Here is a 12,683-nt window from a genome sequence, read left to right on the forward strand (position 1 = left end):
GGTGACCGGTGATCTCCTGATCCGCTCGGTGCGCCCCTGGCCCCACTCCGCTGGCGCGCCCGAGACCGATGTGCTTTGCCAGGGCGGCCTCATCGCCGCGATCCAGCCGAACATCCCCGCCCCCGACGGGGTCGCCGTCGTCGACGGGCGCGGCGGTGTGCTCCTGCCCGCGTTCGCCGACGCGCACGCCCACCTGGACTCCACCCGGCTCGGCCTGCCGTTCCGCGAACACACGGCGGGGCCCGGGCTCGCCGGTCTCATCGCCAACGACCGCGCGAACTGGCGGTCGGCGGAGAAGAGCGTCGCGGAGCGGGCGACCTACACCCTCGGCCGCACGATCGCGGCGGGTGCGACCGTGGTCCGCAGCCACGCGCAGATCGACAGCGACTCGGGGCTTGAGCGCCTGGAAGGCGTGCTCGCCGCCAAGGCCGCCCACGCCAACCGGGCTTCTGTGCAGGTCGTGGCGTTCCCGCAGTGCGGAATCCTGCGCGACCCCGGCACCGAGGACCTGCTCGACCAGGCCCTCCGGTCGGGCGCGGACCTGGTGGGCGGGCTCGATCCCGCGGGCTACGACCGCGATCCGGTGCGCCACCTCGACGTGGTGTTCGGCCTCGCCGAGCGGCACCAGCGCGGTGTGGACATCCACCTGCACGACTCCGGTGAGCTGGGCGCGTTCCAGATCGAGCTGATCTGCGAGCGCACCGCGGCGCTGGGCATGTCCGGCCAGGTGACGATCAGCCACTGCTTCGCGTTGTCCACAGTGGACTCTGATCGGCAGGTCGCGCTGATCGACCTGTTGGCCGCCAACGACATCGCGGTGACCACTGTGGCCAGTGGCCGGGCGAACCCGCTGCCGTTGCGGCGCCTGCGCAGGGCAGGTGTCCGGCTCGGGCTCGGCCAGGACGGCATCCGCGACTACTGGTCGCCCTACGGCAACGCGGACATGCTCGACCGGGCCTGGCAGTTGGCTTTCCGCAACGGTTTCCGGGCCGACGACGAGATCGAGATGTGCGTTGACATCGCGACGAGGGGAGGCGCTCACGCGTTGGGCGTCGACCGGCACGGGATGATCGAGGGCGATCCAGCCGATCTCGTCGTGGTTCCCGGTGACTCGGTCGCGGCGGCCGTGATGGACCGCGAGGTGCGCTCCCTGGTGGTTCGCGCGGGCGTGCTGGTCGCCGCCAACGGCGAGCTGTACTCCTAGCCGGAAATTGCCGCGACAGCACGGACACCGCGCGGTAGGAAATCACGGTGACCAGTGATGACGTCGTCCGGGAGCACTTCGCGCGAGTGACCGCGCTCGACCCGTTGTTCCCCGTGCTGGAGCCTCCGGAGGGCTCCGAACGCATCGAGGTCCCTGGCGCGGTGGGTTTCCACACCACTGACCTCACCAGTCCGGGCACCGCGCTCTGGGCTGCTGCGCGCAGGCACACCCTCCGCGTCCGGCTCGGCGGCAAAGGCGCGCCGGAGCCGTTGGGCGCGCTGCTGGACGCGTGGGAAACCCACCTCGTGGACAAGTGCACGCGAGGCGACCGGGACGAGTCCGCGGTCGTCAACTGGCCGAGCCGGGACAGCGACGCGGTGCGGGAACTGGTGTTCCACGGCTTCGCGACCGCCACGGTTATCGCCGTCCGTCCTGCCGGGCGGCCGATTCCGCACGTGACGACGTCGCACACGATTCGCCCGGCAGAGCCGCGTGACATCGAAGTGCTCACCGACCTGGCGGTGTCGCTGCACAACCATGACGCGCGCTACGGCATGGTGACCGAGCGGCCGAACGCGCGGGAGCTGCTCGCCGAGGAGGTCAAGGAGTCCGTCGAAGCCGCCGACGGTCTGACCGTGGTCGCCGAGCGCGACGGCGAGGTGATCGGGTTCGTCGATGCCGAGGTGGGCGAGCGGGCGAGCTGGGCGCAGCCGATGGTCGCCGCGTCCCCGACGGCCTACCTCGGCAAGCTCTTCGTCAGGCCAGGCGCGCGATCCGGCGGAGTCGCGACTGCCATGGTCGCCGAGGTGCACGCCAAGCTGGACGCGATGGGTGTGCCGGTCACGCTGATGGAACACGTGCTGCACAACGAGTTCTCGACGCCGTTCTGGTACCGGCAGGGTTATCGTCCACTGTGGACGATCTGGCAACGCAGACCCGCCGTGCGCTAGGCGAAACCCCCGTCGTCGCCCACTCCCTCGCCGACGACGCGACGCCCCCACCCCGGAACCCGCCACCCGCGCGCCCCTCTTTTCGCGTTTTGTCACCTTGATGCGAAAAGAGAGCGCTCTCTTGAACAAGAAGGTGACAAAACGCGAAAACCCCGACCACGCCGGCCAGCCCACGCGTGCACGGGAGCGCGGGGGTACGGGGGTGGCGGGGTTGCGGAGGGGGCGGGGGTGTGGAGGCGGTGGGGACGCAGGGGGCGGCGCGGTGCCGGGGTGGTCCGCCAATTCGAAGGGCCGGCGGGAGGGCTTAGGTCGTGCCCTGCGAGCGGTAACGCACCTCGCCGCACCTCGCCATCCCCTGGCGCCCTCACCCGCGTGCCCTTCGTTTCGCGTTTTGTCACCTTAATGCGAAATGGGAGCGCTCTTTTGCGCAAGAAGGTGACAAAACGCGAAAAATACGACCACGCCGACCAGCCCACGCGTGCACGGGGGGACGGGGGTGGCGCCGCCTTGGGGGATCGGGACGACTTGCAGGGCAGGAGCTAGTCCCGCTTGCCGCGCCGCAGCAGGGTTCGCTTGGCCAGCACCTCTTCCAGCGCCTGTCGGGTGCGCTCGACCTCGCCGTCGAAGTGGTTCTGGTCGGCGGCGGGCACGGACTCGGCGGGCTTGGGCAGCGGCTTGATCGTCAGCCACCGCTCGTCCCACAGCGCTTCGACCGCGGACTCCCACTGGGTCTCCACGCTCATCCGCACCAGCCGTTCGCGGTCGGCGGCGCGCGCCAGCCGCTCGCCGTTCTGCTCGACCTCCAGCTCCAGCCGCCGCGCGCGTTCCTTGTCGTGCGTCCGCGTGCGCTGCACCGCCTCGTCCACCCGACCGGTGATCTCGCGGTACCGCTGGCTCGCCGACAGGCCTTCGCCGCTCACGGCTGCTCGCCCCCCGTCATCGCGCCCGACACGTCGAAGGGAATCACGACCTCGGGCTTGGCGTGTTCGAACCGGTCGAAGAACAGGCCACGACGCGGCCTGGGCGCCCAGCTGATGATCTGCCCGGCCGCCAGGCTGGACAGCTCCTGGCCGTGCACGTCCAGCGCCACCCAGCTGCCGATGTCGTCCAGCGCGCCGCCGATCAGCGAGCCCTTGAGCCGCTGGGCGCTGCGCCACCAGCCGATCACATGGGTGCCGTGCTCCGGGCCGTGCTTGAGCACGAGCTTCATCACGTCCAAACCGGACTGGCGGGTCGTCGGGTTCTTCTGCTCCAGCAATGGATACGCCGCGTCGATCGCGTAGAGCAGCACGTAGTGCGGGCGCGCGGCCTCGGTGCTGGTCCCCGACAGCCGCGCGTTCAGCCCCTCGGCGATCGCGTCCAGCTTCGCCCGGATGCCGTCGAGGTTGATCTCCTCGACGCCGTGCCCTGCGGCTCTCAGCTCCGCGGCCAGCTGGTGCGCGCCGGCTGCCGCGTCCTCGGTCAGGTACGCGAGGGTGAAGTCCGCCTCGCCCGGCGCGTGCTGCCGGGACAGCGACAGCGCCGCCGCGCCGAGCACTCCGGTCGCGTCGCGCAGCACCGAGCCGATCGCGGCGATGTTGCGGCCTGGCGAGCGGACGAGCCGGACCTTCGCCGCGCTGCCGCTCACGTCGATGACCTGGCCCAGCAGCGCGGTCGGCACCCCGCCGCCGGGGCGCAGCTCGGTGAAGTCGTCCACAGTGGACAGCTGAGGCACCTTCTCGCCGTCGAAGAGCAGCGGCTCCGACAGCCCTTCGGGTCTGCGCTGCCACAGTTCGAGCTGGAGCGCGTCGAAGGTGCCCTTGCTCGTCGCGTCCGGGACCCTGGCGATCTCGTTGCCGTGCCGCACACCGGAGTCGTGGTTGAGCACCGCGTGCCTGCGCGGCACCTCCATGGCGGCCAGGTTGGTCTCGGCGAGCACCCGCCGCGCTTTGGGCAGCGCCACCCGCAGCACGAACTGCTCGAAGATCGCGGGCTTGCCCCAGAACGCCTCGATGCCCGACACGTCCTGGCTGGACAGCACCAGGTGGATGCCCTGCGACCGGCCGCGCCGCGCCACGTCCTCAAGCAGCCCGACCGCGCGGTTGGTCACCGCGTCGCGCTCGGCGAAGAGGTACTGGAACTCGTCGATCACCGCGACGATCCTCGGCCAGCGGCCGCCGGGGTCCTCGGCGCGCAGCTCCTCCAGCTTGGTGACCTCGTGGTGCTTGGCCGCGTCCGCCCGCCGCCGCATCTCGTCGGCGAGGAACTTCAGCAGCGCCAGCCCGAACTCGCGGTCGGCGTTGACGTTCACCCCGACCAGCCGCGCGTGCGGCAGCCAGCTCGGGTCCTTGCGCCCCGGGGTGAACTGCGCGAAGGACACGCCCTCCTTGAAGTCGAGCAGGTAGAGCTCCAGCTCGTCTGGGGAGTAGCGGGCCACCAGCGCGCCGAGCATCGCGTAGAGGAAGTTGGTCTTGCCGGAACCGCTCGGCCCGCCGACGAGCACGTGCGGGGAGGCGTCGCCGATGATCATCGAGACCGGCTCGCCCTCGTGGTAGCCGACCGGCGCCTCCAGCCCGGCGGAGGACGCGGAGCTCCACCGCACGTCCGGCAGCAGGTCGTCGAAGGTGCAGACCCGGCTGCGCCGCTCCAGCAGCGCCTCGGAGATCGCGCCGCACGCCCTGGTGACCTGTTCGCGGGGCAGTTGCGGGTCGAGCGTGACCGACGCGTGCTGCCCCGTCATCGAGCTCCGGATGACCCCGTCCTTGCCGACCCTGATGGTTTCGAGCGGCGAGTTCACGGTGATCGGCAGATCGACCAGGATCAGCTGGATGCCGCAGGCCAAACCGTTGCGGGCGATGCGCTGCAGCTTCTGCTGGAGCTGCTCCTCCAGCGCGGTGCGGTTGCCGAAGAGCACGGCGACCCGCCACGGCTCGGTGCGCTTGCCGGTCGCGTCGGCCACCGCGCGCAGCGACGGTCTGCCGTCGACGAGGACGCTGGTGTGGATGCGGCGGATGTGCTCGGCGAACTCGTCGAGCAGCTCGTGCAGCCGCGCCGGGTCGTGCACGGTCAGCAGGCCCGCGCGCGCGAGCGGGTAGAGGCCGGGCAGCGCGCCGGTGAGCTGGGCGACGTCCCAGACGTGCAGCTGGACCGCCCCTGCCTGGAAGAAGCTGATCAGCCGCAGCAGCAACGCCTCGACGGTGGCCTCGATCTGCGCGCGGGTCTCCGGCGTCGAGCTGAACGACAGGTGCGACTCGTCCAGCAACGGGACGGCGGCGGGGAACTCCTCGCGCTCCGGGGCGCGGTCGATCACGGCGGAGCCGATCCGCCACAGCCCCGGCACGTCCCCGCTGCCGTCGCGCTGGCCCGCGTGGCCGAGCCAGGTCTGCCACGGCTCCCCGGCGGGGCCGGGGGCGGTCTCGGCGACCAGCCGGTGCAGCTCCAGCGGCCCCTGGCCGGTCCAGCCGGTGAAGATGTCCTGGTGCTCGTCGAGCGCGTGCTGGACGACCGGCTTGAGCAGCGGGTTGTCCAGGCAGCGGCGGAAGGCGGGGTCGTCGACCGCGGCCGTCACCCCGGTCTGGCGCAGCCAGAGCTCGAACATGCTGCGGGCATGGGCCACCGCGGCCCGCGAGTGGTCCCGGGCGGCCGCGCCGAGGGCCAAGCCCACGGTCTCGCGGAACTCCTCGAACGCGTGCTCGATCTTCTTGCGGCGTTCGGTCCGCTTGTTCAACGCTCACCCCACGGCGTTGTTGATGTACCCATGATCAAGTTATCAACGGTGTACCACCCAGGCCGTCACAGGGCCGAGGAGAAGCTCTCCACCGCGTCCGAGCCCTCCGCGAGAGCGGCGAGCACCCGCTCCAGCATGTCAGTAGCCTTCGCCAGCTCCGGCGGCACCAGTGAACCCTGGTGGTCGCGGGAGAGGTCGTCGAGCACCTCGTGCGTCTCGGTCAGCCGTTCCCGAGCGCCGCGCGCGTGGTGACCGGCCGCGCCGAGGTGCTGGAGCACCACCTCGAACGCGGCCCTCAACTCGGCGATGGACACGGGTGGCTTACAGCCGGTTCGCGTAGTCCTCGGCGGTGGAGATCGCCTGGGTCACGCCGTTCTGCACGTTGCCGAGGTCCTCAAGCATCTGGGTGAACATGCCCTGGATCTTCTCGGCGTCGTCCTGCGCGCTGCCCTCGGCGGCTTGGACGAACGCGGTCTGCGCCTCTTCGATGGCGGAGGCGGCCTGCTGCAGGGCTGCGATGCTCTCGTTCGCCTTCTCGGTGGCCAGGCTGATTCCCGCTCGAACCTGCTCGACGCTTGCCATGTCGCTTCAGCCCTTTCCAACACGTCGTGCACTGCGGCCGACTCCTGTGGGCCCCACGGCCGCACTCCGAAAGTAATACCGGTCCGGTGTCCGCGCGCAAGCACGAGGGAACAAGATCGGCTGATCGGGCGTCCAGGGCCGATGCCGTCGCCCCCACCAGTGGATCTTCCGTTCGGATGGGAGCCGTCCGGCGCAAGCCGGTGATCGAATGACGCGTATAGGCAAAGTGACGAAAATAAGTAACTCACCCTCTGGTGCCGCCGTGGCCGGCCCGCTGTCTGTGGAGGCAGTGGGCCGTCTGGCGGATTGTCGGTGCTCCTCGACCGGCAACAGGATCTCCTGGTCGAACCTGACGGAAGGGGCTCCCTCCATGCCAAGACGCCCAGGTCGTCTCCGCAGCGCAGTGGCCGTCACCGCGGCCGCGCTGACGGTGGCCGCCCTCGCGCCGAACTCCGCGACCGCGGTCCCCGGCGCCGAGCAACCCCAGGTCCTCCACGTGACCGCGCCCGGCCAGGATGCGGCGGCCCTCGCCCAGCGGCTCGCGGCGAGCGGCTTCGACGTGGTCTCCAGGCAGGGAACCGAGGTCCAGGTCCTCGGCACGGCGGAGACGAAGGCGGAGCTCGCTGCACAGGGCGCACGGGTCCTGCGCACGGCCCCGGCAGCGGGCGCGGTGGTTGCCCCTGCCGCGTACCCGAAGCCGAAACTGTTGGCGGACAAGGACTATCCGACGCACTACGGCGGCTACCGCACGGTCGAGGGCTTCCACTCCTTCACCCGCGACGTCGCCGCGGCGTACCCGGCCCTGGCGCGGCGCGTGGAGTACGGCGACTCGTGGAAGAAGACCCAGGACCCCGGTGCGGGTAACACGCTCGAAGCGTTGTGCCTCACCGCCAACGCCGCCGCGGGCTGCAAGACCGATCCGAACTCGGCGAAACCCCGGTTCCTGTTGATGGCGCAGATCCACGCGCGCGAACTGACCACCAGTGAGCTGGCGTGGCGCTACATCACCAAGCTCGTCGACGGCTACACCACCGACGCCGAGGTCACCGCGCTGCTGGACGGCACGGAGATCTGGGTCGTGCCGCAGGTGAACCCCGACGGCATCCAGTGGGTCGAAGAGGGCCTGAAGACCGGAACCGGGTCGACCAGCACGGCCTGGCAGCGCAAGAACATCAACAACACCAACGGGAACGAGCCCTGCCGCGGCGGCTCCTCCTCGCAGTACGGCATCGACCTCAACCGCAACTGGGACTCCAACTGGGGCAAGGCAGGCACGTCGACCGGAACCTGCAACCAGGTCTACAAAGGACCGAAGGCGGCATCGGAGCCAGAGGTCACGCAGCTCGCGACGCTGTTCACCAAGCTCTTCGCCGACCAGCGCGGCCCGGCGCCGACCGATCCCGCACCGCTGACCACCCGCGGCGCGATGATCACCCTGCACACGTACTCCAACCTGGTTTTGTTCCCCTGGGGCTACGACGGGAACACCAAGGCCCCCAACGACTCCGGCCTCCGCTCGATGGCGTTCCGGATGAACCACTACAACGGCTACGACGCGGGCCAGCCGGGTGAGGTCCTCTACGACGCCTCGGGCACCACGGACGACTGGGCCTACGACAAGCTCGGCATCGCCTCCTTCACCTACGAGATCGGCCCGCCGTCGGGCGAGTGCTCCGGCTTCCACCCGGCCTACACCTGCCAGGACCGCTTCTGGAAGGAGAACGAGAACGCGTTGCTGTACGCGGCGAAGGTCGCGTCCAAGCCCTACGTCGCGGCTCAGGGACCGACGGTGTCGCAGATCGTCGTCCAGCGGGCCCGGAGTGAGTTCGCCTCCTTCACGGCGAAGGCGGACGACGACGCGTACGGCCGAGCGGGAGTCGGTCGCCCGGCGGCGCAGAACGTGACCGCGGCGGAGGTCTACCTCGACAAGGCCCCGTGGGCGGGCGGAACACCCCAGGTCCTTGAGGTCCGGGGCACGGGTGCGACGGTGGAGATCGGCGGCGTGGTCCCGACGGCGTCGTTGGGCAGCTCGAAGCGCCTGGCCTATGTCCGCGCCCAGGACGCGGCTGGCAACTGGGGCCCGATCACCGCGACCTGGCTCCCCGCGCGGTAACGCCGCATTTCTCTGACCATCCACCCCGGCTAGCCCACTCACCTTGAACAGGTGGCGGGCTAGCCGGGGTCGGGTCTAAAACGGGGGAGCAGGATCCGCTACCGGCTCAGGCTCCCGGACATAAGTGCGTCCCATCGGAGTGGTCCAAATATGGACACCGCCGGGGAGTTGGGTTCGTTTCCACCGGGTGCGTGAGTGTGGTGCGAGGGGCCTAGCGAGCGGCGGGCATGCCGAGAAGGCGCCAGGCGGCTCAGGCCCGTCCAGCGCGAAAGGGTGCTCCCGAACGAAACGGGACTCAGGGGGCCGAGGTGGGGGTGCGGGGGAGCGGTTCCACTGCCAGCTGGAGGGCGGCGATGCCGTTGGCGGGGGCCGTGGCGGCGATCCAGGTGATCGCTCCGGCTTCGCCCTCCCACAGCATGTCCCAGCCCTCGCGGCCCAGCGGGCGCACCACGTCCTGGAGCACCTGGGCGTTGTCGCAGACCACCGGGCCGAGGTTGATGTCCACCCGGCGCAGTCCCGGTTCGCTCTCCGCGCACTCCACGACCTGGGCGGTGCGCGCGAGGCGGCTGGCCACCGCCCGCGCCTGCCACTGGGCGTTCGCGGGGCTGTCCGTCGCCACGTCCACCGACAGCCACAGCACGTGGGTCACGTCCGGGGCCTCGAAGTCCCACGGCGCCTCGGTGGTCGGCTGCTCGCTCTCGTCGGGGTCCTCGCCGCCTTCCACGACGAACTCGCCGGTCAGCGGGTTGCCGCCGACCCAGGCCTCCACCAGCAGCCGCTCGCAGCCGGGGACCAGGCGGCCGACCGCGGCGGGCTCGTCGAGCACGGTCCACGCCGTCGGCAGCTCGCAGGCCACCTGCGGGGTGCCGAACTCCGGGCCGAGCTCGCGGACGAACCTGCGGACCGCCCTGGCCAGGGTGGCCGTGACGTGCTCGGAGACCCGCTCCGAGCTCGGCTGGCTGATCGTCACCGACCAGCAGCCCGGTTCCTCGTCGGAGCAGTCGCCCGCCTCCACGATCCGACCGCCGACGCGGTTGACCAGCTCACGACAGGCCTCGCGGGCCTGCCGTTCGTTCTCGGCGCCGACCACCACGGTGATCAGCAGCTCCAGCTCGTCGTCCACCATCGTGGGAGCCATTGTGGCGCAGACGTGTGAAGGGCCGGTCGACGACCGGCCCTTCACCGCTTCCGTGCCTCAGACCTGGGCCAGAGCGCGCTCCGCCTCCAGGGTGACCGCGGCCCCGTGCACGACCGCCGCGATGCGCAGCGCCTCGTGGACCGTCTCGCGCGACAGGCCCGCCTTGCGCAGCGCCTTCTCGTGCGACTCCAGGCAGATCCCGCAGCCGGTGACCGCGGAGACCGCCAGGCACCACAGCTCGAAGTCGACCTTGTCGACGCCGGGGTTGCCGATCACCTGCATGCGCAGCCGCGCGGGCAGGTTGGTGTACTCCTCGTCGCCGATCAGGTGCTTGGAGCGGTAGTAGATGTTGTTCATCGCCATGATCGACGCGGCCGCCTTCGCGGCGGTGACGACCTCGGCGGGAACGTGCTCGCTCGCGGCTTCCACCAGCTCGCGCAGCACCTCGGCGTTGCGCGCGGCCACCGCGACCGCGACCGCGGTGCCCCACAGCTGCTGCTTGGGCAGCGTCGAGGTGCCGATCACCGAGCCGAGGTTCAGCTTGGTGTCCTTGGCGTAGTCCGGCATCGCCGCCTTGAGCGCGTCCAGCGACATCAGGCGCCGGCCAGCAGCTTGTTGGCGTCCAGGGTGGACTCGCCCTTGTTCCAGTTGCACGGGCACAGCTCGTCGGTCTGCAGCGCGTCGAGCACCCGCAGGACCTCCTCGACGTTGCGGCCGACGGAGCCCGCGGTGACCATCGCGAACTGGATCTCGTTGTCCGGGTCGACGATGAAGGTGGCCCGCTGGGCGACACCGTCCGCGCCGAGCACGCCGCACGCCTCGGACAGCTCTCGCTTGATGTCGCTCATCATCGGGAACGGCAGGTCGCGCAGGTCCGCGTGGTTCTTGCGCCAGGCGTGGTGCACGAACTCCGAGTCGACGGAGACGCCGAGCACCTGCGCGTCACGGTCGGCGAAGTCGTCGTTGAGGCGGCCGAACGCGGCGATCTCGGTCGGGCAGACGAACGTGAAGTCCTTGGGCCAGAAGAAGACCACGCGCCACTTGCCCTGGTGGGACTTGTGGTCGATGGTCTCGAACGCGTTCTCCGGGTCCAGCGACACGCAAGAGGTCAGCGCGTACTCCGGGAACTGCTGGCCGACAGTCAGCAACTTCGTGCTCCTTGATCGTTGGGTCGTCGCGCACATCCTGGACGGCAGGCCGATTCATCGAGAAATCAGCACCATTTCTTAGACTTATAGGCCATGCCGATCAATCCGGGCGAGCCGTCGCTCGCGCAGCTGCGCGCCTTCCTCGCCGTCGCGGAGTATCTGCACTTCAGCCAGGCCGCGTCCGCCCTGGGGGTGAGCCAGCCCACGCTCTCCGCCGCGGTGGCGGGCTGCGAGGAGGCGCTCGGCGCGCGGCTTGTGGAACGCACCACACGGAGGGTCGTGCTCACCCCAACAGGGGACAGGCTGCTGCCGCACGCCCGCCGGGTGCTCGACGCCATGGAGGCCCTCACCGACCAGGCCGCCGAAGCCGCGACGCCGTTCTCCGGCAAGCTCCGCCTCGGCATCATCCCGACGGTCGCCCCGTACCTGCTGCCGACCGCGCTCCGGGCGCTGCGCCGCGCCTATCCCTTGCTGGACACGGAAGTGCACGAGGAGCGCACCGCGAGGCTGGTTGAGGGCATCGGCAGCGGCAGGCTCGACGTCGCCGTGCTCGCCCTGCCCGCCGAGGGGCGTGGCCTGACCGAGCGCCCGCTCTACGACGAGGACTTCGTGCTGGTGGTCCCCAAAGGCGGCTCGGTCACCGAGGGGCCGGTCCCGGTCACGATGCTGCGCGAGCTGGACGTGCTGCTGCTGGAGGAAGGCCACTGCCTGCGCGACCAGGCGCTCGACGTCTGCCACGAGGTCGGCGCGGCGGTGGCCGAGATGACCAGGGCGGTCAGCCTCACCACGCTCGTGCAGCTCGTGGTCGCGGACATGGGGACCACCTTGCTGCCGGAGACCGCCGTGTCACTGGAAGCACGTCGCGCGGGGTTGTCCGTGCTGCGCTTCGAGGCTCCTGCTCCCGGTAGGCGGATCGGCCTGGTGCACCGGTCGAGTGCGGGGCGGGCGGGTGAGTACGCCGAGATCGCCGAGGAGCTGCGCCGCGTCATCCGCGTCCGCCGCCTGCCGGTCCGACCGGCGCTCAGTCCACCAGCCGCACCAGTTGCACGGCTCGGTCAGCTGTCCACCACAGCTCCGTCCCGCCGCTGATCACAATGCGAACCACACCACCTCCGTGCAGGCCCACGTCGACGAGGCGGGCGACGGGCCCGATCTCCCCGTGCAGCCGCACGTCCTGCCCCGGCGCGAGCCGGTACGCGGGACAAGCGCCGAGGTTCTGCGCCCGCGAAGCCGGGAAGAGCACTGCGGTGAACAGCTTCCACAACCCGTAGCCCGTGGCCGCGGTGAACAACGGCAGCACGCCGACGCTGCTCCACGGCGCGGTGACGAAGGGGACGAGGAAGAACGCGAGCCCCAGCAGCACACCGGAACTGATCTGTCGATCACCGATCACGAGCCAGCCGGTGGTCCGCACGGTTCCGTCCGGGAGCAGGCCGCGCGGCGGGGCGGAGTTCAGCCGGGCCGCGTTCACAACTGCCGCCACCGTGGCTTCGGCTCACCGGGTTTCTTCATGCACAGCAACGCTTTGCCTTCGACGCTCAGCCCGAAGTCGCCCTCCCTGGGGCACACCGCTCCCGGTGTCGCGAAGAAGGAGTTCGTGGTCGTGGGCGGTTTCGGTGGCGGCTGCGTGGTGCGCGGAGGCGGGGCGCTGCTCTTCTTGGGCGGCGCGACCGGTTTGGGTTTGGTGGTCGTGGGCTCCGGGGGTGGCGGCGTGGTGGTCGTCTCCGTGGTCGTGGTGGTCGTCGCCGTCGGAGTGGTCGCCACGGCCGGGCTGCTGGGTGCCGGAGGCGGCTGAGCCGCCGGGACAGGGGCCGGGACGGGACGGACCGCCGCGCCGACACC

General features: G+C 70.6%; 13 protein-coding genes. 5 read left to right on the plus strand and 8 right to left on the minus strand.

Annotation, left to right across the window (positions count from 1 at the left end):
- Position 1 precedes the first annotated feature (1 nt).
- Positions 2-1,204 (plus strand): amidohydrolase, encoded by a 1,203-nt coding sequence (locus tag ACFFQA_RS11375; protein ID WP_377851739.1) that lies wholly within the window; start codon positions 2-4, stop codon positions 1,202-1,204.
- Between the two features lie 47 nt (positions 1,205-1,251).
- The gene (locus tag ACFFQA_RS11380) at positions 1,252-2,154 is read left to right on the plus strand and encodes a GNAT family N-acetyltransferase (protein WP_377851740.1); all 903 of its coding nucleotides are present in this window, start codon (positions 1,252-1,254) and stop codon (positions 2,152-2,154) included.
- 539 nt (positions 2,155-2,693) lie between these two features.
- Here the strand turns inward: ACFFQA_RS11380 and ACFFQA_RS11385 are convergent.
- The 4 genes from ACFFQA_RS11385 to ACFFQA_RS11400 all read right to left on the minus strand — a co-directional run bounded on the left by ACFFQA_RS11385 (position 2,694) and on the right by ACFFQA_RS11400 (position 6,442).
- Positions 2,694-3,074 carry a hypothetical protein gene (locus ACFFQA_RS11385; RefSeq protein ID WP_377851741.1) on the minus strand — a complete coding sequence of 127 codons (381 nt, stop codon included), beginning with the start codon at positions 3,072-3,074 and terminating at the stop codon, positions 2,694-2,696.
- On the minus strand, positions 3,071-5,860 hold the full coding sequence (locus ACFFQA_RS11390) for an FtsK/SpoIIIE domain-containing protein (RefSeq protein WP_377851742.1): 2,790 nt from the start codon (positions 5,858-5,860) through the stop codon (positions 3,071-3,073). Before ACFFQA_RS11390 ends, ACFFQA_RS11385 begins: the two co-directional genes overlap by 4 nt.
- A gap of 65 nt (positions 5,861-5,925) precedes the next feature.
- Positions 5,926-6,174, minus strand: coding sequence for a hypothetical protein (locus tag ACFFQA_RS11395; protein WP_377851743.1), 249 nt, complete (start codon positions 6,172-6,174; stop codon positions 5,926-5,928).
- Positions 6,175-6,181: 7 nt separating this feature from the next.
- Positions 6,182-6,442, minus strand: coding sequence for a hypothetical protein (locus ACFFQA_RS11400; protein ID WP_377851744.1), 261 nt, complete (start codon positions 6,440-6,442; stop codon positions 6,182-6,184).
- A 370-nt stretch (positions 6,443-6,812) separates the two neighbouring features.
- On the opposite strand from ACFFQA_RS11400, the gene ACFFQA_RS11405 reads away from it, so the two are divergent.
- On the plus strand, positions 6,813-8,555 hold the full coding sequence (locus ACFFQA_RS11405; RefSeq protein WP_377851745.1) for a M14 family zinc carboxypeptidase: 1,743 nt from the start codon (positions 6,813-6,815) through the stop codon (positions 8,553-8,555).
- A gap of 295 nt (positions 8,556-8,850) precedes the next feature.
- Here the strand turns inward: ACFFQA_RS11405 and ACFFQA_RS11410 are convergent, their stop codons facing one another.
- The 3 genes from ACFFQA_RS11410 to ACFFQA_RS11420 all read right to left on the minus strand — a co-directional run bounded on the left by ACFFQA_RS11410 (position 8,851) and on the right by ACFFQA_RS11420 (position 10,841).
- Positions 8,851-9,681 (minus strand): hypothetical protein, encoded by an 831-nt coding sequence (locus tag ACFFQA_RS11410; protein WP_377851746.1) that lies wholly within the window; start codon positions 9,679-9,681, stop codon positions 8,851-8,853.
- Between the two features lie 69 nt (positions 9,682-9,750).
- Entirely contained in the window at positions 9,751-10,287 is a 537-nt protein-coding gene (gene ahpD, locus ACFFQA_RS11415; protein ID WP_377851747.1) for an alkylhydroperoxidase, AhpD family, read from the minus strand.
- Entirely contained in the window at positions 10,287-10,841 is a 555-nt protein-coding gene (locus tag ACFFQA_RS11420; protein ID WP_377851748.1) for a peroxiredoxin, read from the minus strand. The genes ahpD and ACFFQA_RS11420 overlap by 1 nt, the downstream gene beginning before the upstream one ends.
- Positions 10,842-10,934: 93 nt before the next feature.
- Between ACFFQA_RS11420 and ACFFQA_RS11425 the strand changes: the two genes are divergently transcribed.
- Positions 10,935-11,930 (plus strand): hydrogen peroxide-inducible genes activator, encoded by a 996-nt coding sequence (locus ACFFQA_RS11425; protein WP_377851749.1) that lies wholly within the window; start codon positions 10,935-10,937, stop codon positions 11,928-11,930.
- On the opposite strand, the gene ACFFQA_RS11430 is transcribed toward ACFFQA_RS11425, so the two are convergent.
- Positions 11,863-12,324: a hypothetical protein gene (locus ACFFQA_RS11430; RefSeq protein ID WP_377851751.1), complete on the minus strand. Its 462-nt coding sequence runs from the start codon at positions 12,322-12,324 to the stop codon at positions 11,863-11,865. The genes ACFFQA_RS11425 and ACFFQA_RS11430 overlap by 68 nt on opposite strands.
- 27 nt (positions 12,325-12,351) lie before the next feature.
- On the opposite strand from ACFFQA_RS11430, the gene ACFFQA_RS11435 reads away from it, so the two are divergent.
- The gene (locus tag ACFFQA_RS11435) at positions 12,352-12,636 is read left to right on the plus strand and encodes a hypothetical protein (protein ID WP_377851753.1); all 285 of its coding nucleotides are present in this window, start codon (positions 12,352-12,354) and stop codon (positions 12,634-12,636) included.
- The last annotated feature ends 47 nt before the right edge of the window (positions 12,637-12,683 follow it).

The sequence above is a fragment of the Allokutzneria oryzae genome, assembly GCF_042429765.1.
Classification (GTDB): Bacteria; Actinomycetota; Actinomycetes; order Mycobacteriales; family Pseudonocardiaceae; genus Allokutzneria; species Allokutzneria oryzae.

What these genes read in the sequence shown, in the direction of transcription:
- ACFFQA_RS11405 (WP_377851745.1), top strand. Translation starts at nt 6,813, where the DNA reads ATGCCAAGACGCCCAGGTCGTCTCCGCAGCGCAGTGGCCGTCACCGCG.
- ACFFQA_RS11410 (WP_377851746.1), bottom strand. Translation starts at nt 9,681, where the DNA reads ATGGTGGACGACGAGCTGGAGCTGCTGATCACCGTGGTGGTCGGCGCC.
- ahpD (WP_377851747.1), bottom strand. Translation starts at nt 10,287, where the DNA reads ATGTCGCTGGACGCGCTCAAGGCGGCGATGCCGGACTACGCCAAGGAC.
- ACFFQA_RS11435 (WP_377851753.1), top strand. Translation starts at nt 12,352, where the DNA reads ATGCACAGCAACGCTTTGCCTTCGACGCTCAGCCCGAAGTCGCCCTCC.
- ACFFQA_RS11425 (WP_377851749.1), top strand. Translation starts at nt 10,935, where the DNA reads ATGCCGATCAATCCGGGCGAGCCGTCGCTCGCGCAGCTGCGCGCCTTC.
- ACFFQA_RS11400 (WP_377851744.1), bottom strand. Translation starts at nt 6,442, where the DNA reads ATGGCAAGCGTCGAGCAGGTTCGAGCGGGAATCAGCCTGGCCACCGAG.